This is a genomic window from Halopseudomonas aestusnigri (assembly GCF_002197985.1).
GTDB classification, from domain to species: domain Bacteria; phylum Pseudomonadota; class Gammaproteobacteria; order Pseudomonadales; family Pseudomonadaceae; genus Halopseudomonas; species Halopseudomonas aestusnigri.
In genome coordinates, this window is the sequence record NZ_NBYK01000004.1 from 47745 (window position 1) to 71679 (window position 23935).

At 61.0% G+C, this 23935-nt stretch carries 22 protein-coding genes; 7 read left to right on the forward strand and 15 right to left on the reverse strand.

The window, feature by feature from the left end; genetic code table 11:
- Positions 1–20 precede the first annotated feature (20 nt).
- The 6 genes from B7O88_RS07935 to B7O88_RS07960 are packed head-to-tail and all read right to left on the reverse strand — an operon-like array spanning position 21 to position 6255.
- Positions 21–1112, reverse strand: coding sequence for an MBL fold metallo-hydrolase (locus B7O88_RS07935; RefSeq protein WP_088274988.1), 1092 nt, complete (start codon positions 1110–1112; stop codon positions 21–23).
- Complete coding sequence (locus B7O88_RS07940) at positions 1109–2968, reverse strand: long-chain-acyl-CoA synthetase (RefSeq protein WP_088274990.1); 1860 nt, start codon at positions 2966–2968, stop codon at positions 1109–1111. The genes B7O88_RS07935 and B7O88_RS07940 overlap by 4 nt, the downstream gene beginning before the upstream one ends.
- Entirely contained in the window at positions 2965–4050 is a 1086-nt protein-coding gene (locus B7O88_RS07945) for an alkene reductase (protein ID WP_088274992.1), read from the reverse strand. Before B7O88_RS07945 ends, B7O88_RS07940 begins: the two co-directional genes overlap by 4 nt.
- Before the next feature lie 10 nt (positions 4051–4060).
- Positions 4061–4690 (reverse strand): nuclear transport factor 2 family protein, encoded by a 630-nt coding sequence (locus B7O88_RS07950; protein WP_088274994.1) that lies wholly within the window; start codon positions 4688–4690, stop codon positions 4061–4063.
- 45 nt (positions 4691–4735) lie between these two features.
- Positions 4736–5509 carry an SDR family NAD(P)-dependent oxidoreductase gene (locus B7O88_RS07955; protein WP_088274996.1) on the reverse strand — a complete coding sequence of 258 codons (774 nt, stop codon included), beginning with the start codon at positions 5507–5509 and terminating at the stop codon, positions 4736–4738.
- Positions 5510–5520: 11 nt separating this feature from the next.
- Positions 5521–6255, reverse strand: a complete 735-nt coding sequence (locus B7O88_RS07960; RefSeq protein ID WP_088274998.1) for an SDR family NAD(P)-dependent oxidoreductase — start codon at positions 6253–6255, stop codon at positions 5521–5523.
- Between the two features lie 220 nt (positions 6256–6475).
- Between B7O88_RS07960 and B7O88_RS07965 the strand changes: the two genes are divergently transcribed.
- The 3 genes from B7O88_RS07965 to B7O88_RS07975 are packed head-to-tail and all read left to right on the forward strand — an operon-like array spanning position 6476 to position 10827.
- Positions 6476–7798: a spinster family MFS transporter gene (locus tag B7O88_RS07965; protein ID WP_088274999.1), complete on the forward strand. Its 1323-nt coding sequence runs from the start codon at positions 6476–6478 to the stop codon at positions 7796–7798.
- 27 nt (positions 7799–7825) lie between these two features.
- Positions 7826–8662, forward strand: coding sequence for an alpha/beta fold hydrolase (locus B7O88_RS07970; RefSeq protein ID WP_088275001.1), 837 nt, complete (start codon positions 7826–7828; stop codon positions 8660–8662).
- A 47-nt stretch (positions 8663–8709) separates the two neighbouring features.
- Positions 8710–10827 (forward strand): oxidoreductase, encoded by a 2118-nt coding sequence (locus B7O88_RS07975; RefSeq protein ID WP_088275003.1) that lies wholly within the window; start codon positions 8710–8712, stop codon positions 10825–10827.
- A 326-nt stretch (positions 10828–11153) separates the two neighbouring features.
- Here the strand turns inward: B7O88_RS07975 and B7O88_RS07980 are convergent, their stop codons facing one another.
- The 9 genes from B7O88_RS07980 to B7O88_RS08020 form a co-directional block, all read right to left on the reverse strand.
- Positions 11154–11384, reverse strand: coding sequence for a DUF2798 domain-containing protein (locus B7O88_RS07980; RefSeq protein WP_088275005.1), 231 nt, complete (start codon positions 11382–11384; stop codon positions 11154–11156).
- Between the two features lie 209 nt (positions 11385–11593).
- A complete protein-coding gene (locus tag B7O88_RS07985) occupies positions 11594–12385 on the reverse strand; it encodes an SDR family NAD(P)-dependent oxidoreductase (RefSeq protein ID WP_088275007.1) in 792 nt (263 codons plus the stop codon).
- A 1-nt stretch (position 12386) separates the two neighbouring features.
- Complete coding sequence (locus B7O88_RS07990) at positions 12387–14045, reverse strand: class I adenylate-forming enzyme family protein (RefSeq protein WP_235005745.1); 1659 nt, start codon at positions 14043–14045, stop codon at positions 12387–12389.
- A 72-nt stretch (positions 14046–14117) separates the two neighbouring features.
- Positions 14118–15248, reverse strand: coding sequence for an acyl-CoA dehydrogenase family protein (locus B7O88_RS07995; RefSeq protein ID WP_088275011.1), 1131 nt, complete (start codon positions 15246–15248; stop codon positions 14118–14120).
- Positions 15245–16450, reverse strand: coding sequence for an acyl-CoA dehydrogenase family protein (locus tag B7O88_RS08000; protein ID WP_088275013.1), 1206 nt, complete (start codon positions 16448–16450; stop codon positions 15245–15247). Before B7O88_RS08000 ends, B7O88_RS07995 begins: the two co-directional genes overlap by 4 nt.
- Before the next feature lie 115 nt (positions 16451–16565).
- Positions 16566–18047, reverse strand: coding sequence for an FAD-dependent oxidoreductase (locus B7O88_RS08005; RefSeq protein ID WP_088275015.1), 1482 nt, complete (start codon positions 18045–18047; stop codon positions 16566–16568).
- A gap of 33 nt (positions 18048–18080) precedes the next feature.
- The gene (locus tag B7O88_RS08010) at positions 18081–19319 is read right to left on the reverse strand and encodes an NADH:flavin oxidoreductase (protein ID WP_088275017.1); all 1239 of its coding nucleotides are present in this window, start codon (positions 19317–19319) and stop codon (positions 18081–18083) included.
- The gene (locus B7O88_RS08015) at positions 19309–19770 is read right to left on the reverse strand and encodes a nuclear transport factor 2 family protein (protein WP_088275019.1); all 462 of its coding nucleotides are present in this window, start codon (positions 19768–19770) and stop codon (positions 19309–19311) included. Before B7O88_RS08015 ends, B7O88_RS08010 begins: the two co-directional genes overlap by 11 nt.
- A gap of 2 nt (positions 19771–19772) precedes the next feature.
- Positions 19773–20657 carry an SDR family NAD(P)-dependent oxidoreductase gene (locus tag B7O88_RS08020; protein WP_088275021.1) on the reverse strand — a complete coding sequence of 295 codons (885 nt, stop codon included), beginning with the start codon at positions 20655–20657 and terminating at the stop codon, positions 19773–19775.
- A gap of 203 nt (positions 20658–20860) precedes the next feature.
- On the opposite strand from B7O88_RS08020, the gene B7O88_RS17945 reads away from it, so the two are divergent.
- The 4 genes from B7O88_RS17945 (at position 20861) to B7O88_RS08035 (ending at position 23932) form a co-directional block, all read left to right on the forward strand.
- Complete coding sequence (locus B7O88_RS17945) at positions 20861–21034, forward strand: hypothetical protein (RefSeq protein ID WP_160003153.1); 174 nt, start codon at positions 20861–20863, stop codon at positions 21032–21034.
- A gap of 84 nt (positions 21035–21118) precedes the next feature.
- Positions 21119–22117, forward strand: coding sequence for an AraC family transcriptional regulator (locus B7O88_RS08025; protein ID WP_088275023.1), 999 nt, complete (start codon positions 21119–21121; stop codon positions 22115–22117).
- A gap of 105 nt (positions 22118–22222) precedes the next feature.
- The gene (locus B7O88_RS08030; RefSeq protein ID WP_088275025.1) at positions 22223–22993 is read left to right on the forward strand and encodes a class II aldolase/adducin family protein; all 771 of its coding nucleotides are present in this window, start codon (positions 22223–22225) and stop codon (positions 22991–22993) included.
- A gap of 12 nt (positions 22994–23005) precedes the next feature.
- Complete coding sequence (locus B7O88_RS08035) at positions 23006–23932, forward strand: TauD/TfdA dioxygenase family protein (RefSeq protein WP_088275027.1); 927 nt, start codon at positions 23006–23008, stop codon at positions 23930–23932.
- Positions 23933–23935: the final 3 nt, after the last annotated feature.

The window sequence follows — 23935 nt, forward strand, 5'->3', positions numbered from 1 at the left end:
CACCCCCCGGTTTGGGTTGCTTACACGTGAATGTCTCCGGGCGAACCCACTGTCTGTTCATCGGCTCTGGCCAGGCTGTAGCGCCACACCGAATCACGTAGTTCGCGCCGTACTGCGCCCTCTTCCATGAGGTAATTGAGGTGAGCCAGGGTCTCGCCCATGGCCATCAGATGATCGAAACCGTTGCGCACTCGAGTGAACAGCAGCGCCCTGGCCTGCTCTGCCGTCAGCGGTTCCTGCAGCGCCACCAGCAAGCGATCCAGATGCCGGTCGTGATGCTGCTGCAACTGCGCCAGACGCTGGTGCAGACCAAAGAACGGCCGCTCATGGGCCGGCAGCACCAGCACTGAGTCAGGCAGCTGACGCAACTTGCGAATGGATTGCAGCCACTCACCAAGCGGGTTGGCATCAGGCTCGGTAACGGTGATGCAGATGCTTGAGGTAATACGTGGCAATACCTGATCACCGGAAATCAGCAACTGGTCTTCTTCGCTGTAGAGGCAGGCATGCTCAGGGGAATGCCCTGAGCCCACCACAACTCGCCAGTAGCGATCACCAATGCGCAGCTGCTGACCATCACGCAGACGGCGGTAGCTGTGCGGGACGTCAATACTGAAAAAAGCCTTGTTGATCGCCGGAATCATTTGCTCAATGTCGCTGTCGGCCATGCCCGCGCGGCGATACAGCTGCATGAAGGTCCAGTGCGGGGCATCGCTTGGGCTGCCCTGAAACGTCAGCGACTGATACTCGCCAAAGGTCATGTAGGCCGGGCACTGAAAGCGATCGACCAGCCAGCCGATCAGGCCGGAGTGATCGTAATGACAGTGCGTAGCGATAACGGCCAGCACCGGTTGCCCGGCGAACAGGCCGGTGAATACCTGCTCCCAGACCGCACGCGCCGCATCCGTGGCCAAACCGGTATCCACCACAACCCAGCCATGTTCATGGCGCAGCAGGTAGAGGTTGATATGGTCCAGCGCGAACGGCAGCGGCATACGCAGCCAGTAGATGCCGTCAGCGACCTCACGAACGTCACCCATCGCCTGCGCCTGCTCCCAGGGGAAGCGCAGAGGCGAGTCGACGACACCGGCGTGCAGGCTGATATCGGTCATGCGCTTTCCCCGGCAAACGCCGGCAGAGCGTTGCGTGCCAGTACCTCGTCACTCAGCGGCTGATAGGTCCCCGTCATGCCATCACGAACGTACAGAGGGTCGCTGACCTGGGCAGGCGAATAGCCCTGGCGCTGAAGATCGACCTTGCGCAGCTTGAAGGTACTTGTCATATCGGCCATTGCCGAGACCCTGACAAACACCGGCACCGCATAGTGCGGCACCCGCTCTGTCGCAAATGCGTGGAACGCATCTGGATCAAAGGTTTGACCGGGTTGCATCAGAATGGCCGCCATGCCGGCGCGGCCCTCATGCTCGGGAACCTGAACGCCGTAAATGTTGATCAGTTCCAGACCAGGGAAGTCGCCCAACGCATCGGCCACTTCCAGTGTGGAAACGTTCTCGCTCTTCCAGCGGAAGGTGTCACCAATCCGATCAACGAAATAGCAGTAGCCATCCTCGTCATAACGCAGCAGATCACCGGAGCTCCACCAGGCGTCGCCGTCGGCAAACACATTGCGCAGGATCTTCTTCTCGGTCGCCTCCGCCGAGGTATAGCCCTCGAAACGGCCGGCACCGATCTCCGGGTGATTGACGATGTAGCCGACCGCCTCGCCTACTTCGCCCGGTTGGCACTGGATATAGCGGCCCTGGTCGTCGCGGACGTGGGTCTGGGTCTCGGTGTCAAACTTCAGCAGCCGCAGGTTGGTCTTGTCCCAAAACGGCACTCGGCCACAGGACCCTACCCGGTTGTCTACGTTGAGTGTGGCCGCATTGGCCTCGGTAGCACCCCAGCCCTCGAAGATATCGATTTCACCGAACCGCTCCACCCAGCGCTGCCAGACATCGCGACTGAGACCGGCGCCCAGCATGCAGCGCAGGCTGTGATCACGGTCATTCGCCTGCGCCGGCTTGTTCAGCAGGTAGCGGCAGATTTCGCCGATGTACTGAAACACAGTTACCTGGTTGCGGCGAATGTCGCTCCAGAACTCACTGGCACTGAACTTGCGCCGGAACACAATGGCAGCACCGGAGGCCAGTGCTGTCGAGGTAATCGAGGTGGCCGCTGCGCCGTGATACAGCGGCAGGCAGCAGTAGAAAACGTCCTCTGGCTTGACCTCCAGCGTGACCTTCATGACATCGCCCGAGGTCATCCAGCGCATATGGCTATAACGGGCCGCCTTGGGCAAACCGGTGGTACCGGAGGTGAAGATATAGAGCATGTCATCTTCGGCCTTGATACCGACCCGCAGCGCCCGGTCGGGACGCGCATCGGACGCTGCCGCAACCGCACTGGCGAAACCGCTATCCAGATAGCCGGGGAAGGCGCTATCCGCCGGTTTTTCAGCATCAGGCACCAGCCAGCAGGGATAGGCGGCTGTCTCACTGGTATCAAGAAATACCTTCAGGCATTCCTCACCGATAATGACCGCTTTGGCCCCGGTGCTTTCCAGCGCATGGACCAGCGGCTTGCCGGTGAGGTGATAATTGATAAACGCAGTGGTGACACCCAGCTTGCTCAGGGCGAACCAGCAGAAGAAAAAGTCCGGCCGGTTTTCCATTGCCAGCGCGCAAACGTCACCAGCGCGCAGGCCCCGCGCCAACATGGCATTGGCATAGCGATTGGCTACGCGCTCGACCTCGGCATAGGTGAATCTCTGGTCCTGATAGATCAGGAACGGCCGTTGCGCATAACGATCCACCTGAGCCTCGATCCGGTCGGCGAGCGTATAGGCGTCACCTGGCTTGATCTGCAGCGAGGCTGCCGAGCGCAGGTCCAGTTTCGCCTGCGTCGCCTCTCGGGATGGCAGCTCAAAGCGGGATTCTTGTTCTTGTTTTGCCCTGGCTTGAGTGGTCATGCATGTTCCTCCAGCGGATTGGCGCCTAGCGCCGGGTAGTCGATGTACCCCTTTGGACCGGGTGAATAGAGCGTCTGGCGATCAAACTCGGCCAGCGGCGCGCCAGCGCGGATGCGCTCTACCAGGTCGGGGTTAGCGATGTAGTGACGGGCGAACGAGACGGCATCGGCTGCGCCCTGCGTAACCGCAGTCTCGGCAGTGTCCGGCTCAAAACCGTCGTTGATGATCAACGCTCCGGCAAACCGGCTGCGCGCCAGCGAAAAGGCGTCGATCTTCGAGCTGTGGGCCCGCATGATGTGCAGGTAGGCCAGATCAAGGCCCTGCAGCGCATCCAGCAGCGCGTCAAAGGTGGCAGCGGGGTTGCTGTCGGCTACGTCGTTGTAGCGGTTGGCCGGACAGAAGCGGATGCCCACCCGGCCCGCGCCGATGGCATTCGCCATCGCGTCCAGCACCTCACGGGTAAAGCGCACGCGGTTTTGCGGGCTGCCGCCATATTCGTCGGTACGCTGGTTAGCGTTTTCCGACATGAACTGCATCGGCAGGTAACCACTCGTACAATGCAACTCAACACCATCAAAACCGGCAGCACGGGCATTCAGCGCGGCCTGCCGATACTCGCTGACCACCTCGGCGATCTGCTCACGGGTAAGGGCCTCGGGCTGCTCGGTTGGCGCCATGCCAACTGCATCGGTAAACAGCTCGGTCTGCGCGGCTACTGCCGACGGAGCAACGGTACGCGCGCCCTCCGGCTTGTTGTGCCTGCTGGCGACCCGGCCGCAATGCATCAGTTGCAGCACGATGCGGCCGCCACGGGCATGCACGGCTTCGGTCACCTGACGCCAGGCGGCGATCTGCTCGTCGTTGTAAATCGCCGGCGTGCGGCAATAGCCCAGGCCGTCAGCCGACGGCGCAGTGCCCTCGGCGACAATCAGCCCGGCACTGGCGCGCTGGGCGTAGTACTCAACCATCTCGGCGGTCGGCACCGCACGATCATCTGCACGGCTGCGGGTCATCGGCGCCATGACGATACGGTTGGCCAGTTCGATCTCGCCAAAGCGAGCCGGCTGCATAAGAGCATTCATGCCGGTCTCCTCAGCGCACACGAATCTTCGGCGGCGGGGTGTCGCCCCGCATGCGCTGAAGAAACTGTTCAAGGGGAGCCGGCTCGGCCACTTCCGGCAAATGATCGCGCTCGGGCGCACCAGCCCAGAACGACTTCCACGACGGAAATAGATCATGGAAGGTGCCCGGATAAGGTGCACGACCCGGCCAACGCATTTTCATATCGCCGATCGGCGGCTTGTTCAGGTCAGTGGCGTACCAGTAGCACGGCAGACGGCGGCGGAAATACCAGCGCCCATCAATGCGCTGATAGTCGTCCCAGTAGAGCATTTGCATGATGACCCACTCAGCACCGGTCTCATGCTCGTTCTTGGAATACACCACGCCAATGGCGTTGTCCGGGTCGGTAAACTCAATGATGTGCTGACCGATATGATGCGAGGTGCCGGTAAACTGCCAACGCAGGGTGTCATCGACCCAGGCCTTGAGATGCTGACGGCCGGTCTTTTCGCGTCCTACACGGATATCCGGCGCAAACAGGCCGACGTGCGCATCCAGGTCGCGCATATCCAGTGACAGTGCGTATTTACCAGCCAGCTGGCGGATCTCCTCAATCGACTCAAGGCGATCCAGGCGCTGTACCAGGGAATTCTGATCCATGTCTTGCCTCAACTTCAGGCAGGTGCGAGCACAGGGCTCGCCCTGTTATTCAAAAACGGTGTAAAGGTCGGAACTGCGGCCACCATCAACGGCCAGACTGGCGCCGGTAATGTAGGAAGCTTCGTCCGAGGCAAGGAAGAACACGGCATTGGCGAGCTCGTCGGCCTCGCCTACCCGTCTCATGGGAATCAGCTTCTCGGTGTTGTTGCGCGAAGCATCGTCACTCAGCATGCCGGCAGTGGCCGGGGTAGCGACCACGCCCGGAACCACTACGTTGCAGCGCACGCCGCAGGCAGCGCCCTCGGAAGCGACCGCACGACTGAAGTTGATGACTGCTGCCTTGGCTGCGGAGTAGCCGGACATCCAGGCGGTGCCAAACACGCCACAAATGGACGCGATGTTGACGATGCTGCCGCCGCCCTGCTTCTTCATCAGTTGCATGGCAGTGCGGGTACCCCAGAAGGTGCCGTCAACAGTGGTCGCGAAGTTGGCGTGCCAGTCGGCAGTGGTCATCTGATCAACGCCGCCCCAGGTATAGGCCATGGCGTTGTTGACCATGACATCAAGACGACCGAATTGCTCTGCAGTTGCCTCGATGGCACCAACGAAGGCTGCCTCGTTGCTCACATCGGCTACGCGGTAGCTGGCCTTGCCACCGGCTGCGGTGATCTCGCCGACCACATCACGCAGTGGGCCTTCGGTGCGACCACAAATCACTACGGTAGCGCCTTCAGCGGCCATTTTCTTCGCGGTGGCCGCGCCAATACCGGAACCACCGCCGGTTACGAAACACACCTTGTTATGCATACGTGCAGTCATAATCTGTCTCCTTACAGGAAGGCGGAGCCGCCGTTGATGGTCAGGTTCTGGCCGGTCACGAAGCTGGCGTCATCGCTGGCCAGGAACACCACCGCGCGAGCGATTTCAGCCGGCTGACCCAGACGACCCAGCGGAATGGCAGCGACCATCGATTGCATCCACTCATCGGGAATGCCGGCCATCATCGGGGTGTCGGTCGGGCCTGGAACGATGGTATTGACGCGAATTTTCTGCGGCGCCAGCTCCCGCGCCAGGCTGCGGGTCAGGCCCATCACGCCGGCCTTGGATGCGACGTAATGACTGGGGCCTTCACCGGTCACTGCACCGGTGCTGGAGAAGTTGATAATGCTGCCGGCGATACCGCCGTTGACCATCAGGCGGGCCGCTTCACGGGCACACAGGAAGCTGCCCTTGAGGTTGACGCCCACCACGCGATCCCAGTGCTCAACGGGGGTATCCAGAAAACTGTCCACGGAGCCCGTGCCGGCGTTGTTGACCAGCACGTCGAGGCGGCCGGCTTCATCACTGATACGCTGCATGGCTGCCTGGACAGAGGCTTCATCCATGACGTTGCAGACCACGGCGCGAGCCTTGTCACCGTACTCGGCAACACTGGCGGAGATAGCCTCTTCGTTGATGTCAGCGGCGTAGACGATCGCCCCTTCGGCAACGAATTCACGCACGATGGCTGCACCCATTCCCTGGGCGGCACCGGTAACGAAGGCAATCTTGTTATTGAGTTTCATGGCTGCTCCTGTTGGCCCGATTGCGACGATCGGGTTGATTACGGTTGCAGCAATGATTCACGTGACAAAGCAGGCAAACATCGTCCGATGAGACTAAGCAAATTGGCCCATCCAGAGCGCCTGGCGAGGCGTTTAGGAGCTGGTCTGAACGGACGATGAAGATCGCTGAAAGCGCGCGGATGATCCTGTTTACGTACAAAAACAAAAGGAACACAACACCATGAATGCTCCGCCGAGAACCTCGGTTCCCCATGCACCGGTCGTTACCTGGCGCACCCACTACGCACTGTTCATGCTGGCGATCATCTACATCTTCAACTACATCGATCGTCTGGTTGTTTCCATTCTGATTGAACCGATCAAACTGGAGTTTGGTGTCTCCGACACCCTGATCGGCCTGCTCTCCGGGGTCGCTTTTGCCCTGTTCTACACCGTTTTCGGGTTGCCTTTCAGTCGCCTGGCCGACCGTTTCGGTCGCAAGCCCGTGGTTGCACTGGCGTGTATCGCCTGGAGTGTGATGACCATGTTGTGCGGTCTGGCCGGCAGCTTTGCAGTACTGCTGCTATGTCGTATCGGCGTCGCCGTCGGAGAAGCCGGCGGTTCGGCACCATCAGTGGCGATGGTGTCGGATCTCTATCCACCCAAGCAGCGCACGCGGGCGCTGGCGGTACTGATGATGGGGCCGGCGGTCGGCGCATTGGTCGGCCTGGGCGTGGGTGGCTGGGTCGCCGAGACCTGGGGCTGGCGCTGGGCGTTTATCGCGACCGGCGCGCCCGGGGTCCTGCTCGGCCTGCTGCTGGCCTTTACCGTGCGTGAGCCAGCCAAGCCCGCTGACACGTCGGCGCAAAACAGCAATGACAGTTTCTGGCGCACTATAAGCAGCCTGCTGGCGACCCCGTCCTACCTTCTGATCATTGTCGGCGGCAGTCTGGCGGCGATCGCCGGCTATGCCATTGCCACCTGGAATCCCAGCTTCCTGATTCGCTCCCACGGCCTGAGCCTGAAAGAAGCAGGGCTGCTAATGGGGCTGGGGGGCGGAGTAATCTCCGTGTGCGGAACACTGGCCTGCGGCTGGTTCACCGACCGAATGGTTGCCCGGTCCCCGGCATGGCAGCTGGGCGCCGCTCTGTTTGGCAGTTTGCTGAGCATCCCCTTCTGCCTTGCATTCTATCTGTGGCCAGCAGGTACCGCGTTCCAGGTTGGCAGCGTTGCGGTACCCACGGCAGGACTGTTCTACATCGGCTTTGCCTTCTTCGGCATGTGGTGGTCGGTACCCTGCTTCGGTGCCATGAGTCACCTGTTCCCGCCCAGCAGACTGGCGCAGGGCACGGCCATTCTGTTTATGGGTATCACCCTGTTCGGCGTAGGCCTCGGCCCGCTGGTGGTTGGCGTGCTGAGCGACCTGTTCAGCCATGTTGCCGGTACCGAAGCTCTGCGCTACTCGCTGGCCAGCACCGTTTCCCTGCTGGCTTTGTCCTGCCTGTGCCTGGCCCTGGCCATTCCCCGCTACGTTCGCCAGATCACCACCACCAAGGTCAATTGAATCGACCCAAAACCATTAGGAGTCAACATGAGCAACACCAATCAGGATCTTCCGCTGCCGGTCGGCAAATACGCCAAGCTCGACACCGGCCTGACTGTGCACTACCTCGATATCGGCAAAGGTCCGGTTATTGTCTGGCTGCACGGCAGCGGCCCGGGTGCCAGTGGTTTCAGTAACTTCAAGGGTAATTACCCGCTTTTCGAGCAAGCCGGTTACCGCAATCTGGTACTGGATCTGCCCGGGTTTGGTCGTTCCGACAAGCCGGATACGGTCAACTATGATCTCGACTTTTTTGTGCGCAACCTCAAGGCACTGCTTGATCAGCTCGAAATTGACAGCTGCACCCTGCTCGGCAACTCGCTGGGCGGTGCCATCGCTCTGGGCTTCGTGCTGGCTTACCCGCAGCAGGTCGACAAACTGATTCTGATGGCCCCCGGTGGTATCGAGGAGCGCGAAACCTATTTCCAGATGGAAGGCATTCAGCGCATGGTCGAGGTATTCGGTCAGGGGCCGATGGGTGTTGAGCAAATGCGCCAGGTCATGACCCTGCAACTGTTCGATCCAGGCCAGCTGCAGGAAAGCCTGCTGGCCGAACGTGCAGCTGTCGCGGTGACCCAGCCAGGCAACCTGTTTTCCACCATGCTGGTGCCGAACATGACCGAGCGCCTGAGCGAGATCAAGGCTCCGATCCTCGGCTTCTGGGGCACCAACGATCGCTTTAATCCGCCGGCCGGTGCCTTCAAGATCCTGGATAACGCCCCAAATGCGCGCTTCGTCATGCTCAACCGTTGCGGCCACTGGGTGCAGGTAGAGCACCAGCACATGTTCAACCGTGAATGCCTCGAGTTTCTGGCCGACGCTTGAGTCTCACCCGGCGAGCCACATCAACTGATGTGGCTCCGAGAGTCCCCATGTCTTACAAAAATCTTCTTTCAGCCGGCCGGATCGGCCGGCTGCATTTGCGTAATCGCATCATCATGGCGCCGATGGGCTCCAACTTCGCCGAAGCCGATGGCACCTGCGGCGAGCGCATTCAGGCGTATTACGAAGCACGTGCTGCCGGCGGCGCCGGTCTGCTGATCATGGGTGTCTGTGCCGTAGCCTTCCCTGCAGGCACCGCCGAGCCCTATCAGGTTGGCGTCTCCGAGGACCGGTTCATTCCCGGACTGAGTCAGCTGGCTGCGCGGGTACACAGGCACGGCGCCAAAATTGCCATGCAATTGCAGCATGCCGGCAAGACCGCTGCGCGCGATATTGCCGAAGGTCGTGAGCTGTGGGTGCCGTCCATGCCGCCGCCAATGAAAACCGACATGATGGCCGCTCTGACGCCCGAGGAGCTGCGCGGATTTATCAGCGGTAACAGGGGGCGCCCCAGCGTCCGAGTCATGGACAAGGCAGACATCACGCAGATGATCGAGTGGTTCGCTGCCGCCGCAGTGCGGGCGCAGCAGGCCGGCTTTGACGGAGTCGAGATCCACGCGGCCCACAGCTACATCATTGCCGGCTTCCTCTCGCCCTACTACAACCGGCGCGACGATGAATACGGCGGCAGCATCGACAACCGCGCCCGGCTGATGCTTGAGGTGCTGCGGGAAGTACGCCGGCGCACCGGCGAGGACTTTGGCGTCTGGTTGCGCCTCGATGCCGCCGAACTGCACACCGAGGGCGGCATCACACTGGATGAGTGCAAGCAGTTTGCGCGCATGGCCGAACAGGCCGGTGCCGATGCGGTTTCAGTATCGGCCTACGCCACTATCAAATCCGGGGTAGCCTTCACCGAAGCACCACTGGTGCAACAGCCCGCCGGTTTTCTCGAGTGGGCCACCGAGGTCCGCAGCGCAGTCCGCATACCGGTCATTGCAGTAGGCCGGATCGAACCGGAACTGGCCGACAGCGCCATTGCCGACGGACGTTGCGACTTTGTTGCCATGGCCCGCAAGATGCTGGCCGATCCCGAGTTGCCCAACAAGCTGATGCGTGGCGATGCCGCGGCGATTCGTCCCTGCATTTACTGCTACGTCTGTGTCAGTCAGATTTTCGTCAATGAACGGGTCAAATGTGCCGTCAATCCGTTTACCGGTAATGAGTCGCGCAAGCTGATACTGCCTGCCGATCCTGCCCGTCACGTGGTAGTGGTAGGCGGCGGACCAGCCGGCCTGGAAGCGGCTAGACTGGCGAGCCTGCGAGGCATGCGGGTTACCCTGCTTGAGCGCAGCAGTCAGCTGGGAGGCACGTTGTTCTTTGCTGCCCTGCCCTACCCGGAGAACGGCAAGTTGCTGGATAACCTGGTACATCAGGTCCGCCAGTTGCCGATTGATGTTCGCCTGAACACCGAGGCCTCACCGCAGATGCTGCGTGAACTGGGCGCCGATCATGTGCTGGTTGCCAACGGTGCCAGCCGGGTGCCTCCTCATATACCCGGTGCGGACGGGGCTCACGTCTGGAGCGGTGATGAGCTGCGCCGGCTGATGACCGGTGATCGCGCCCAGCAGGTAGCCCGCAGCAAATTATCCGTATTGCAGCGCGGCATGCTCATGGCTGGGACGCTGATTGGCGCGACCCGCAGTACCTCAGCACTTCGCCAGCTGTCACGGCTCTGGATGCCCTTGGGCAAACAGGTGGTGATCATCGGCGGCGGACTGGTTGGCCTCGAGCTGGCCGAGTTTCTTGCCGAGCGCGGTCGCAGTGTAAGCGTTGTCGAACCGACGGAGAGTCTTGGCCGGGAATTGTCCATCGTGCGTCGCTGGCGCGTGCTCGACAACCTCCGCAAGCACAGTGTTGCAATGCATCGCCAGACCAGCGTGGTAGCGATCGACCAGTGTCAGGTGCACTGTCTGGACGAAAATGGCGGTGCTTTCAGCCTGCCTGCCGACTCTGTCGTCATCGCTCTTGGGGCGGCTCCGCAGGGCGATCTGGCCGAGCAACTGACCAGGTCCGGTATTGCTGTCAGCCGGATTGGCGACTGTAACGAGGTGGGATATATCGAGGGCGCCTTGCGCTCGGCCACCGACGCGGTACTTGCGCTGTGAACAGCGGCCGCGTCCTGGTCCATACGCTCTAGTCTCTATAGAGGATTCGCCGGCGCGACCACACGGTCACAATACAAACATGGCTTATTCGCCATGCCTCCGTTAGTGGTGAAGCTGCGCGACCGGCTTTGCGACCACGCACAGCGTGCAAACGCTGTTTTTTGCCGGCACGGGTTCTCCTCCGTGTCGGTTTTTTTTTGATCTATCGCATACGCTGACCAGAACCCCTCCCTGAATGCCTACGCTACGCGGCCTCTCGCTCTTGGGCCGCGCCGGGGGACCCAGCTAGTCCCGCCCCCGCACGGCCGCCTCCTGTTGTCGATAGCTCAGTCCCGCCCGGGACCGGCAAGTCGGCCAGCCAGCATGAAGGCCAGTGGCGACACCAGCAGCGACAGGCAAAAGGCAACGGGCCAGGCGATGACAAATGCAGCAGCCCAAGTGCCCAGCGTTTTAACGCTGAATCCCAAATTCAGAAAGCTGAAAAAGCCGGTCATGAGAAAGGCCATCATCCCGGAGATGAAAACCTGAGCAACGATGATGACGCGTTTACTGTGCATGTGCATGAACTCCTCAGAAGGTCCGGGAGTGCATGGGCAGCGGAGGCGGCACACAGCATCTCCCCCGGATGGAACAGGGTGATGCCGTGGGTTCTGAAAACAGACTAATTCCCGCGCGGGCGCGAGTGCCGGAATAACCACACCGGCATATCATTTTTCGACCGGGCGATGCTAAGTGGCGACTGCCCCGCCGTCAAGGCTGCGCAGCCCTATTCTGCCGGCTGCGGTGCCCAACTAACGCCGTTGATATGCGAACCGCCGTCAACAAACAGGGTGTTCCCGGTAAGGTAGCGGGCAGCGTCGCTGGCGAGGAATACCGCCACCGGACCGATATCGTCCTTTGGGTCTCCTACACGCCCCATGGGGTTGGCGGCCGCCATGGCCCTGGCATTATCCGGGTTGGCCTCGGCAAAGCGTTGATAGGCAGCGCTGGCCGCCCCCGGGCAGATAATGTTGCAGCAGATCTGATCACCCGCCCACTCGCGCGCCGCGGTCCGGGTCAGGCTGCGCAGGGCTTCCTTGGCGGCATTGTAGTCGCCACTGTACATATGCGCGTTCACTCCATTGAGCGAGCACAGATTGATAATCCGCCCGCCTCCCTGCTGACGAAAGTATGGCAACGCAGCCTGCATGGCCCAGAATGCCGCCATCACCGCCATGTCATAGCCGCCGCGCAGCTGCTCATCGGTCAGCTTTTCCAGCCGGGTCAGCCGACCGGCCTTCCAGGCGTTGTTGACCAGTGCATCAAGCCGTCCGAAGTGAGCATGGGTTGCGTCCACCATGGCGATTACCTGCGACCGATTAGTGACATCCACCACCCGACTGGCCACCCGACCCGGATGACGTTCATTCAGTTCCGACTCGGTAGCGGTAAGTGCCTGGGCATTGATATCGGTAAGCATCACGCCGGCTCCGGCCTCCAGCATGGCTTCAGCCATGCCGCGACCAATGCCCATGGCGCTGCCGGTAATCACTGCAACGCGATTATCCAGAAGCCCCATGCTAGATCCCCAGTGTCTGTTTGATCACCGGCTTCTGCAGCTTGCCGGTCGCGTTGCGGGCCAACGCTTGCTCGGTGAACCAGATCCGTTCGGGGACTTTGTAACCGGCCAGGTGTTCGGCCATAAACCCGCGCAGTTGCTCGGGAGTCAGCAGCTCGGCGCAATACACCGCCAGACCGACCACTTCGCCAAAACGGCTATCCGGGCAGGCAAAGGCAGCAGCCTCGATTACGGCCGGGTGTGCGGCGGCCACCTGCTCCACTTCCAGTGCCGAGATATTTTCGCCACCGCGAATAATGATGTCCTTGATGCGGTCGGTAATGCGGATCATGCCATTGTCGTCCAGGCAGCCGACATCGCCACTGAACAGCCAGCCGTTATTCAGGGTTGCGGCGGTTTCCTCCGGGCGATTCCAGTAGCCCCGCATCATCGCCGGCGAGCGCAACCAGATCGGCCCTTCGCTGCCGGCAGGCAAAGGCTGCTCAGGCGATTCGCCAATGCACATATCAACAATCGGAAGTGGCCATCCCGCGGTAGTCGGGAACAGCACAAACTGATCTCCGGCATGGGCGGCGCCAATACCATTACCCTCGGTCATGCCGTAGCCGGTCCCAACCATTGCCTGCGGTTTCACACTCAGCAGCCGCTCCAGCAGCGCCGAGGAGGCAGCGCCGCCACCAAGCCCAAGGGAAAACAGGCTCGCGGTTGCCTCGGAATCAAAGCGCGGATGGGCCAGCAGCTCCTGCATCATCACCGGTGCACCACTGAACTGAGTACAACGCTCGGTTTCGATCAGCCGCAGCGCCTCCTCCACATCCCATTTGTACATGATGACCATGCGCCGACCGTTGCGTAGCATGCTAAGGAACTGAGCATGCAGACCGCTGACGTGAAACAGCGGGAAACACAGCAGTGCCGTGGGCTGCAGCCCCGACGCCATGATCGGCTTGATTCGCTCAGGCGAACTCATGGCGGCCATCGCCCCCTGATAGTCCAGCGCAAACAGTGCCTGACCCAGTGCCTGGTTGGTCGACACCACGCCCTTGGCGCGGCTGGTCGTCCCCGAGGTATAAAGGATCAGGGCGTCATCCTCCGGCGCCGGCTGGTGCAGCGCGGGCGGCGCGGACGGCAGCGCCATCATGGATACCCACTGGGCAGCCACCGGCTCGTCACCAATGCCGTCAACCAGCAGCACCCGGGTGCGCTCGGGCAAGTCATCGATGACCTGCTGCCAGCGTGGAAGGTCACAGATCAGCAGCGCAACATCCGCATCCTCGATGCAGTATAACAACTCGTCATGCAGACCCCAGCTGTTCAGCGGCACCGGTACCAGGCCCGCCTGTACGCAGGCGACAAAGGCAATCATCCACTCGGGACGATTACGCATGGCTATCGCTACCCGCTGGCCGGGCTGCAGACCCAGTGCCTGCTGCAGCGCCGCCGTCAACTGATCGGCGGCCGCAAAGAAGCTACTGACGGTATAGCGCTGATCCTGCCACAGCAGAAATGGCACGTCGCCATGGCGACGACCGGCCTGAATTGCTTCCACCAGAGTGGTCGGCGCATTACGAAAGCGCTTGCTGCCGTCGGCAGCCGTATCGAGCGCAAAGGGAGACTGGTCGTGCAGCAATTGGCCAATGCTGGCACGAGCAGTAGTCAAAAAAGTGTTCTTGTCTGTCATCTGGGTAGCCTGAGTCTTGTTGCTTTTATTGGTACTGCAACCCGTTTGCGGCTAGCTCAGCCGCACGCCGGCATAGCGCGATACGTGAAAGGCACTGTGCCCGAGCTGGGACTGGGCCATACGAATACGCTTGAGGAACAACCCCAGGTCGTATTCATCGGTCACGCCAATGCCTCCGTGCATCTGGATCGCTTCGTTGCTGATCAGCTGGGCCGCTTCATTGGCTTTCCACTTGGCCAGACTCACCAGTTGCCGGCGTTGAGCCGGGTCGGCCTGATCACGATCCAGCGCCTCAAAGGCTGCCATCACGCTGCTGCGCATCAGCTCCAGCTGGACATACAGTCGCGCCGCCCGGTGCTGCAGCGCCTGGAAGCTGCCGATTGGGGCATCGAACTGCACCCTGGTGCGCAGGTACTCAAGGGTCATGGCAAAGACCGCTTCGCAGCAGCCAAGCAGCTCGGCTGCAAGACAGGCTCGACCGCGATCCAGCGCCAGCTCGAGTGCCGCCTCGAATTGGTCGCTGGAGAGCAGTGCAGATGCGTCGACCGCTGCGTCTTCAAGCAGCAGTTGCGCCATATTGCGCGCATCAATCATCTGCCGACGCTGCAGCGTCATGCCAGCCGTACCGGCGGGTACGGCGAATACCCCGCGCTGACCGTCTTCGAGGCGCGCAATCACCAGCCAGCCGTCGGCCTCCAGGCCATCGATTACCCAGCTCTTCCTGCCACTGAGCCGGTAACCACTATCGGTTCTGATCGCACGGGTATCGCACAGATCCGGCTGGTGGCGGTCGGCTTCTTCGAGAGCCAGCGCCCAGCGCTGTTCGCCTGCGATCAGACCCGGCAGCAGGCCCTGCTTCTGACTATCACTGCCCAGTTGTTCGATAAGACTGCCGCACAACACCACGCTGCTCAGCAAGGGAGACGCACTGAGGTGACGACCGATCTGCTCGAAAATCGGCGCAAAGCCGGCAAAACCGAAGTCGAGCCCGCCCTGGTCTTCGGCGAAGGCGACCGCGGACCAACCCAGTTCAACCATCCCCTGCCAGACCTGCGGGTCAAAGCCAACGGCCGCGTCGGCGTCGCGCAGGGCGCGTTGGGCAGCCACCGGGGAGCGTGCCGCCAGGAAGTCCTGCGCACTGTCCAGCAGCTGCTGCTGGTCTTCGTTGTAGATCAGGCTCATGAGCGCACTCCCTGGACCGGGTCCGGCAGGCCAAGCACCCGCTTGGCAATGACATTCAACTGTACTTCCGACGAGCCGCCGGCAATGGTCTGGGCAAAACTCATCAACCAGGCCCCGGTCAGATCGAGATCACGACTGGCGAATCCGTCACCGCTCCAGCCCATGGACTGATTGCCCAGCAACTGCAGCAGGATTTCGAACTTCTCGCGTTCCTGCTCGGTATGCACCAGCTTGGAGATAGCCATCAGACCGGAGACGTCCTGACGGGCGCTGAGGCTGTCGATCATCCGGCGATTGGTCAGACTGAAAGCCTGCTCATCCATCAGACAGGCAACAGCCCGCTGCTGAAGTGCAACTTCGTCAGCATCTTGCGGCGCCGGCAGACAGCGCTTGACGTATTCGTCCAGGTCAAAGTGGGTAGGCAGTGCCGACTCACTGAACCGCGACATGGCACGGCGTTCGTGCTGCAGCAGGGCCTTGCCCAGCTTCCAGCCGTCGTTAACTTCACCAATGAGCTGCGAGCGCGGTACCCGAACATTGTCAAAGAACACCTGACAGAAAGAGGACTTTCCGCTGATCAGATCAATCGGCGAGACGCTAACACCAGGCGACGTCATATCCAGCACAATCAGGCTGATACCCTTCTGCTTGGGCACCATGGGGCCGGTGCGCACCAATGCGTACATCCAGTCGGACTTGTTGCCGTAGGAAGTCCAGATCTTGGTGCCGTTGATCACGTAATCGTCACCATCAAGCACTGCCGTTGTGCGCAAGCTGGCCAGATCCGAACCGGCATTGGGCTCGGAGAACCCCTGGCACCAGCGAATTTCACCACGCGCCATCGGCGGCAGAAAACGCTGTTTCTGCTCCTCGCTGGCATATTCCAGCAACACCGGGCCAAGCATCCAGATACCCAGATTGATCTGGGGTGGACGACAGTGCAGGCGACGCATTTCAGCATCCAGAATGGCGCTGCGGCGCACATCCAGACCACCACCGCCGTAGGCGACCGGCCAATCCGGGCAAAACCAGCTCTTGTCTCTCATCCGCTCGAACCAGAGCTTCTGGTCTTCACTGCAAAACTCGACATTGCGCCCGCCCCAGACCATTTCCTCTGACGGCATCGGTGTGCGCATCGAGGCCGGGCAATTGGCTTCAAGCCAGGCCCGGGTTTCGGCGCGAAACTCTTCCAACTCGTTCATGCTGTACCTGCTCGCTGTTACATCCGGGCCAGACCCGGGGAGACAAAGTGTGTTAGCGACTCTACGAGGGCGTCCGGCGACCGGCGTCGTCCGTCCGGACGACGCCGTAAACAGCTCAGCTCGACAGTGCAGCTGCGCTGCGGCCGGCCATACGGCCAAAGAATGTGGAGTCGCCAAGCGAAAGACCGGAGCTGTAACCCTCCCCCCAGCGAGGCAGGCCGCAGGCAGTTCGGCCGGCGGCATAGAGCCCGGTAATGGCTTCACCGTCAGCGTCAAGCACCTCACCGGTGGGTTTTGTCGCCAGACCGCCCAGGGTGAAGGCGTGCGCCTGGAAGTCACCCTTGCAATAGCTCAGGGCGGCAAATGGCGGCTCGGTAAGCGGTCGCAGCCACTCCTCGCTCTTGTGAAAATGCGGGTCCTCACCGGCAGCGGCATAGCGGTTGAACTCCTCAACGGCGTGCACAAGCGCGCCGGCAGGCAGCCCAAGCTCCTGTTCGACCTCCTCCCAGCTTTCGCCAACAGCAGCAATCTCAAGATCTTCCTGCAGAATCGGTCGACCGAATATTTCGTTATCTACCAGCAGCCAGGCGCGGCCCTGAGGCTGCCGCAACACTGCGTGGGCAACCCGGCCGTGGTAACTGTCCTCGTTGACAAAACGCTGGCCGTGGCCGTTTACGAAGATTCCCTTGACCAGCGACGCCGGCGGAAAGAACGGCAGCGTCGCGAAAAATTCCTGCATGTTCAGCGTGGCGGCACCAACACTGATGCCCATGCGAATACCGGAGCCATCATCATTGCCACCGGTGACCGGCAATTGGCAATCCAGGGCCGACGGAACGAAACGGCGGACCATGTCGGCATTGCAGATAAACCCGCCGGCACAAAGGATCACGCCACGGCGCGCTCGAAGATAGCGAATCTGGCCATCCTGGCGCGCCACAACGCCAACCACACGCCGGTGTTCGCCAATCACCAGTGCCAGGGCCCGGCTGTTGCAATGCAACTGGGCGCCCAGCGCCACCGCCTGATCACACAAGACCTTCATCAACACCTGACCGCCGCCCCATCCGGTGAACTGCACGGTGTGCCCGCGCGGCGCCGGTTGCGCTTCGGCACTCCAGGGCCAGGCCTTTTCGTTGCCAGACCACAGCAGGGTGTCGTCGGTCGGCGGCTCGATCCACTTGCCCGGCAGGTAGGTCCCCTTGAAGGGCACCCCCAGGCTACGCAGCCAGTTGAAATGCTGGACCGCATTCTCGGCATACACATCAACCCGTTCAGCGTCGGCAGCCGGCCCGCCGGACATCATCAGGTAGCGGCGCAGGTCGTCGGTACTGTCACTGAACCCATGCTCACGCTGCACGTCGGTACCTCCGTTACCGCCGACATAGACCTCGCCGCCGGACAATGCAGCGCTGCCGCCACCGGCACCCGCCACCTCCAGCACGATCACATCAGCGCCAGCGTTGCGCGCCTCGATTGCTGCGCATGCGCCGGCAGCTCCAAAGCCCACCACCACTACGTCGGCTTCATCATCCCAGCCCGGCACCTGCGCTTCGGACACTGCCCGTCCCGGGGAATAACGCACTTCCTCGCTCATGCCATCTCCTGTATTTGAATCGTGATGGGTAACTCAGCCAGCCGCAGGCAAGCTGTTCAGAATCGGATCACCGGCGCGGCCCAGCACGCAGGAGGTGCCACCCTCGGTGTACATCATGGCCACGCAGCGGTTGCACGCCGTGCAGCCGCTCTGCGTCAATGCACCCTGCTGCAGGTCACGCACCCAGGCCGGGTCGTGGATCAACACCCGTCCCATCGCCATCAGGTCAAACCCTTCATCGCACAGGGTGGAAACCCCCTCAGCGGAGGTCAGACCACCCAGATAGGCCAGCGGCACATTTACCGCAGCACGGATCTGGCGCGCATACTTGAGCAGATACAGCGGCTTGAACTCACGCGGCTTCTCGAACCGCTGCTGCAGGTACATGGCCAGTTTCATGATCGGATTGGTGACCACCGCCCGGTTCTCCGCAGGGAAGGACGAGCCGAACATGGTGGTGATGGACTCGGCGTTCAGGCCCGCGCTGAGTACAAGCGCATGCGCGCCCTCCGCTTCGAGCGCCCTTGCAATGGCAACCCCTTCCTCAATGTGGTTACCGCCACGCACGCCCTCGGTAATGCTGAACTTGCACAGCACCGCCATCTCGCGCCCCACCGCATCCAGCACGGAGCGCAGTACTTCGCGGGGAAAGCGCAGGCGATTTTCGAGGGAGCCGCCATATTCATCAGTGCGCTTGTTGTACAGCGGTGAGAGAAACTGGCTCAGCAGGTAGCCGTGGCCCATGTGGATTTCCACCGCGTCAAAGCCGGCCTGCTTCGCCAGCCGGGCACCGCGGGCAAAATCGGCAGCGATGCGCTGCATGTCTGCACGGGTCATCTGGCGCTTGAAGAACATGCCGCTCATCAGCCCGATCTTGTTGAAGCCGCCGCTGGCCGACAAGGGCCGGCGCTGACCGGGCTGCGGGGTAAAGACAAAACAGCCACCATGGGTGATCTGCGCCGACGCCGCGCCGCCTTCGCGGTGTACCGCATCGGTAAGCGCTCGCAGGTGCGGCAGGGTTTGCTCGTTCAGCTGAATCTGGTTGGGCAAGGTGCAGCCGTCATCACTTACCGCACAGTAGGCAACGGTGGTCATTGCCGCACCACCGGCAACAATACCGGCATGGAATTGCACCAGCTGCCGTGACGGCACACCATTGGGCGACATGCCTTCGTTGGTGGCGGCCTTGATAAAGCGGTTCTTCAGCTGCAACGGACCAATCTGCACGGGCACGAAAGCGCCACGCACCTGAGTGCTGACGTTACTGGTCATCGGGTTCTCCAAGGTTGCGACCGGTTACCACCGAGTGCAGCCGACAGACCGTTTCTACGATCTGCCAGCGGCCATCAGACTTGCGATAACGGTCCTGATAGGTTCCGCCGAGCTGGCGGGTCAGCCCGCTGTCGGCGTTCAGATTGAAGTAATAAATCGCCCAGCAAGCGCTGGCGGTGTCGGCCGACTCCAGGGTGATTTCCGGGTTGGCGGCATGGTGCAGGTCAATAACGCTGGGCTGGCAGGCCATCTGCCGATACACTTCGATAAACGCATCCCGGTCGCGGAAGGTGCCAATCGGGCCGAAGTCGATCCAGACAGGCCCTTCGGCAAAACATCCGCGAATCGACTCCACGTCCTTGCGATCACAGGCGTTCAGATAACGATGCTTGAGGCTGCGGATGGATTCCATATCCTCCAGCCGCTGCAGACGTTGCACAATAGCGTCCATGCTCAGCCCACCCTTGCCGGATGCACCGCCGGCGGCGAACCCAACTGCTGACGCAAAGAGGCAGGTTGCCGGTCATCCAGGTCTCGCAAACCGTAAGCGAGCGCCTGCTCGGCAACAATCAGCGTGTGGCCGTTAAGACGCTCAAGCTCGGGGTCTTTCCACAATGAGTGGATTACCCTGCCGGTGAATTGCGGCGTCTCCGCACGCTCAAGAAAAGCCGCGTAATCAACGTTGTCGTCAGCGCCAGCCAGAGCGCTGCGCTCGGTCTTTTGCAGTCCGAGCCAGAGCGATACAGCATTGACCGGTGTCGACTCAAGGTCGACCGCCATATCAGCTGCCATCTTGTCGCAACCGGCTTTCTGCGCCCCGTACGCGGGGCCGTGCATATAGCAGTTGGCGCCAAAGCTGGAGATAAATACGATCAGGCCCTGTGTGCTGCGCAACAGCAGCGGCATGGCGTAGTAACTGGCAACGTAAGCCGAGCGCAGCCCGACGTCGAGCATCTGTGACATGGCCAGCGGCTTTTCCCAGAACGGCCCCGGCGCAGTCAGCTGCGGAGGAAGGAAGGTGGCGTTATTGACCAGCAGATCAAGCCGCCCCTGCTCACGCTCGATACGCTCGAACAGCGCAGCAACCTGTGCATCGTCGGCGTGATCGCATTGCACCGCGATGCCGTGACCGCCGGCATCACTGACAGCTGCCGCACTGGCCTCAAGATTGCCACTCAGCCGCTGCCCGCCAACCGTGTCGGTACCAATACCGGACAATGTACGGCCACTCAGGTAAACCGTCATGCCAAGTGCGCCAAGCGCCTCGGCTATCCCGGCGCCAACACCTCGGCTGGCGCCTGTCACCAGGGCGATACCCGCGCAAGATCCATTGTGCATCTGGCTTTTCCTTTTCTTGTTTTCACCCGATTGTGAAAACTCGCCAGTGCAGCAACATCGTCCAAGCAGACGATACCGACCGTTCGTCGCCAGAAGCCGTACCTAACCCGTTTGGACGAGGTGCAGGCTTGTCGGATCGGGAAAATACCGCCTTATCTGAATACCCCAATTGGCTCATACAATCTCAAGAAGAGGGCCTTAGCATGAACAGATCACGACTCCATCTCTGGATTTGTGGCAGTGCCGCAGCGTTGTTGCTGATGCTGATGACCGCCGCGCTCAACTCGCCGCTGGCGCAGTATGACCAGCCGCGTTGCGCTGGCAGCCAGTCCCTGTGCCCCAGCGGTCCCCTGCCGGTAGCCAGGCTGCTGCCCTAGCAGCCGCCGAACTCCGTGCCGCTTGGCGCATGCAAGCGGCCTGCGTGGCCCGAGCGCTGGCTCTTCTGCATTGACGAGTGATCAATGAACACGGATGCGCGCTACATCTTCTGGCTGCTGGATTTCCTTGCGCACCAAGGCGTTGATACCGACGCACTCCGATCAGCGCATGGTCTGGACGATCTCAAATCCATGGACATGCCGGTAAGCAGCCGGACCCACACGGCACTGCTCCTGGACGCTATGGAGAAGACGGGAGATCCGGGGCTCGGGCTCAAGCTGGGCTATCAGCGATCGCTGGCAACCTATGACCAGCTTGCCTTTCTGATGCTCAGTTGCTCGACCTTTCGCGAGGCAAACACCACCGGACTGAAGTACCAAAACTACCCCGGTCGTTTTTCCGGACATTCGATCATCACGACCTTCAGCGAAATAGACGGTCAGGGCTGCTATCAGGTCAACCTGAACGAAGACCTGGGACCCCTTCGGCTGCTGGCCGTTGAAGAACTGCTGGCCAATATCATGGCAACCGCTCGATGGGTACTGGGTCAGCCCTTACCGGTAACCAGGCTTCGTTGCGACTACCCTGCGCCGAAGCACGCAAGCGAGTACCGGGCCATTTTCAACTGCGAGCCCCAGTTCGATACACCGGTTATCCAGCTGTTCTTCGACGCGGCAGTCCTCGATGCACCGATGCCGAACGCCAGCCCCCAAAGCGCAAGACTCTATGAGGCAATGTGCGCGGAGCACAGCATCCGGCGCATGGGGGGAAACATGGCCTGGCGGGTATGGCCGCTGATCGTCAAGGACCCTGCCAACCCGCCAAATGCCGATCAGGCTGCCGCCCAACTCTGCTGCAGCCCAAGGACATTGAGACGCAAACTGCAGTCGGAGGGCTGGCAGTACCAGCAGATCATTGACCGCGTCCGTGAAATCCATGCCCGTCGCGGTCTCAGCGATCCGACCCTGTCAGTCACCCAGCTGGCCTTTCAACTGGGCTACTGCGATCACTCCGGATTTCTCAAGGCGTTCAGGAAATGGACCGGCATAACGCCGCGAGAATTCAGAAGCCGCCTGCTTTAGACCATCTCTGGCCACTCAGGCCTGTTAACTGGCCAAACCTGCCAATGCCCGCCGCCGACCATTCATTAGCATCCTTCAACACACACAGCCAAAAGGATAACCCCCGTGTTGAAGACAGAGCATCTGAATAAAGCCATGTTCGAGAAGTTCGCTCCGCGCAGAGGCGAGCGAGCGCTGCTTCCCGACCTGACACCAAAGGCCGAGGTGGCACTGATGTGCCGCATGCTGTTCGCTGAAGGCTGGAACGACCATATCGCAGGCCACATAACGGTTCGCCAACCGGACGGCAGCATACTGACCAATCCGTGGGAGCTCACATGGGACGAAGTGACAGCCAGCGATATCATCACCCTGGACCAGCACGGCAATATCCTGGACAGCCACTGGAATACCACTCCCGCCATTGGTCTGCACCTGCAGCTGCATGATGCCCGTCCCGACGTCAACGTCGTCGTTCACAACCATCCCAAATGGAGTGGCATCTGGGCCAACTTGCAAGAAACCCCGCCGATCTATGACCAGGCTGGTGCCTACTGCGGCTCAGAGCTGCCGAATTACAACGAGTATCTCGGCACCTTCGAGAACAAGACCACCAGTATGACCGCAGTAGATGCACTGGGTGACGCCAAGTGGGCCCTGCTCGCGCACCATGGCGCGCTCGTCGTAGGGCGTGATCTGCGCCAGGCGCACCTGCGAGCTGCGACGCTCGAGTGGCGCTGCCGACGGGCCTATGAGGTTCGCCTTGCCGGTGGTGCAGAGCCCTTGGCCGAGGAGGTAATCGCACAGATCGGCCTGCCGGACGCAAACGGCTTTCCATTTCTCTGGGAAGCAATGGCCCGTCGTGAGCTTCGTCGCGATCCAACCGTTCTGAGCTGAGGGAGAAAAACCATGAAACTGACGGTTAAGCCGCTGGACAATATTGGCGTTGAAATTCAAGGCTTCGACATCACCCGGCCGCTGGAAGAGGCAGAGCGGCAACAACTGATTGCCCTTTGGCATCAATACGGTGTTCTGGTCTTTCGTAACCAGGATATTACCCCTGAAAACCAGATCGCATTCAGTCGGCACTTTGGCCCCCTGGCCCTGCATCCGCTGAAGGCGACGCGATCAGAAGCCTATCCCGAGCTGTTCGAGATCGAAAGCGGTGGCGACAAGGACAAGTCGATGACCGCGATATACAAGGGACAAACCATTGTCGGCCGACTGGACTGGCATATCGATCTGCACTACACCGGAAAACCCAACCACGGCGCCGTGCTTACAGCCGTCGAAGTCGCCGGCGAAGGCGGCTTGACCGGGTTCGGCGATCTGGCAAAGGCCTACGATGCGCTGGATGACAAAACCAGGGAGTTGATTGCCAGGCTTGAAGTGTCCTATGCCTTCAGCATGCAACGAAGACACATGCGCTATGTGGACCTGGATGGATATGAACCGGGCCCGCACAGCCCGAAGAAACCCGCGGATGTGAAGTTTCCCGATTTCCCCGAGTCGGTTTATCCCATGGTCATGACCCATCCGGTGACCGGAATGAAAGTTCTGGGCATCGTCGAGCAGTTCCTCGATCGGGTGATCACCCCCTACAAGGCCGGCCTTTCCAACGATGAGTCGATTGAATTGCTGGAACGCCTGGTGGCGCATACTCGCGACCCGCAATTCCATTATTTCCATCAGTGGCAACCGGGAGACATGGTGCTCTGGGACAACTGGCGCGCCATGCATTGTGCGACCGGCACCCCTCCCGGCGTACGCCGGCGCATAAACCGCACCACGATCGAGGGTGATGTTCAACTGGGCCGTGTTTTGCTTGAGGAGTAAGTC

Bases quoted from the DNA above. Each gene is read 5' to 3' on its own strand.
- B7O88_RS07955 (WP_088274996.1), bottom strand. From the start codon at position 5,509: ATGACTGCACGTATGCATAACAAGGTGTGTTTCGTAACCGGCGGTGGT.
- B7O88_RS07935 (WP_088274988.1), bottom strand. From the start codon at position 1,112: ATGACCGATATCAGCCTGCACGCCGGTGTCGTCGACTCGCCTCTGCGC.
- B7O88_RS07940 (WP_088274990.1), bottom strand. From the start codon at position 2,968: ATGACCACTCAAGCCAGGGCAAAACAAGAACAAGAATCCCGCTTTGAG.
- B7O88_RS07965 (WP_088274999.1), top strand. From the start codon at position 6,476: ATGAATGCTCCGCCGAGAACCTCGGTTCCCCATGCACCGGTCGTTACC.
- B7O88_RS07980 (WP_088275005.1), bottom strand. From the start codon at position 11,384: ATGCACAGTAAACGCGTCATCATCGTTGCTCAGGTTTTCATCTCCGGG.
- B7O88_RS07960 (WP_088274998.1), bottom strand. From the start codon at position 6,255: ATGAAACTCAATAACAAGATTGCCTTCGTTACCGGTGCCGCCCAGGGA.
- B7O88_RS08025 (WP_088275023.1), top strand. From the start codon at position 21,119: ATGAACACGGATGCGCGCTACATCTTCTGGCTGCTGGATTTCCTTGCG.
- B7O88_RS08005 (WP_088275015.1), bottom strand. From the start codon at position 18,047: ATGAGCGAGGAAGTGCGTTATTCCCCGGGACGGGCAGTGTCCGAAGCG.
- B7O88_RS07945 (WP_088274992.1), bottom strand. From the start codon at position 4,050: ATGAATGCTCTTATGCAGCCGGCTCGCTTTGGCGAGATCGAACTGGCC.
- B7O88_RS07985 (WP_088275007.1), bottom strand. From the start codon at position 12,385: ATGGGGCTTCTGGATAATCGCGTTGCAGTGATTACCGGCAGCGCCATG.
- B7O88_RS08015 (WP_088275019.1), bottom strand. From the start codon at position 19,770: ATGGACGCTATTGTGCAACGTCTGCAGCGGCTGGAGGATATGGAATCC.
- B7O88_RS08010 (WP_088275017.1), bottom strand. From the start codon at position 19,319: ATGACCAGTAACGTCAGCACTCAGGTGCGTGGCGCTTTCGTGCCCGTG.
- B7O88_RS07975 (WP_088275003.1), top strand. From the start codon at position 8,710: ATGTCTTACAAAAATCTTCTTTCAGCCGGCCGGATCGGCCGGCTGCAT.
- B7O88_RS08020 (WP_088275021.1), bottom strand. From the start codon at position 20,657: ATGCACAATGGATCTTGCGCGGGTATCGCCCTGGTGACAGGCGCCAGC.
- B7O88_RS07995 (WP_088275011.1), bottom strand. From the start codon at position 15,248: ATGAGCCTGATCTACAACGAAGACCAGCAGCAGCTGCTGGACAGTGCG.
- B7O88_RS17945 (WP_160003153.1), top strand. From the start codon at position 20,861: ATGAACAGATCACGACTCCATCTCTGGATTTGTGGCAGTGCCGCAGCG.
- B7O88_RS08000 (WP_088275013.1), bottom strand. From the start codon at position 16,450: ATGAACGAGTTGGAAGAGTTTCGCGCCGAAACCCGGGCCTGGCTTGAA.
- B7O88_RS07970 (WP_088275001.1), top strand. From the start codon at position 7,826: ATGAGCAACACCAATCAGGATCTTCCGCTGCCGGTCGGCAAATACGCC.
- B7O88_RS07950 (WP_088274994.1), bottom strand. From the start codon at position 4,690: ATGGATCAGAATTCCCTGGTACAGCGCCTGGATCGCCTTGAGTCGATT.
- B7O88_RS08035 (WP_088275027.1), top strand. From the start codon at position 23,006: ATGAAACTGACGGTTAAGCCGCTGGACAATATTGGCGTTGAAATTCAA.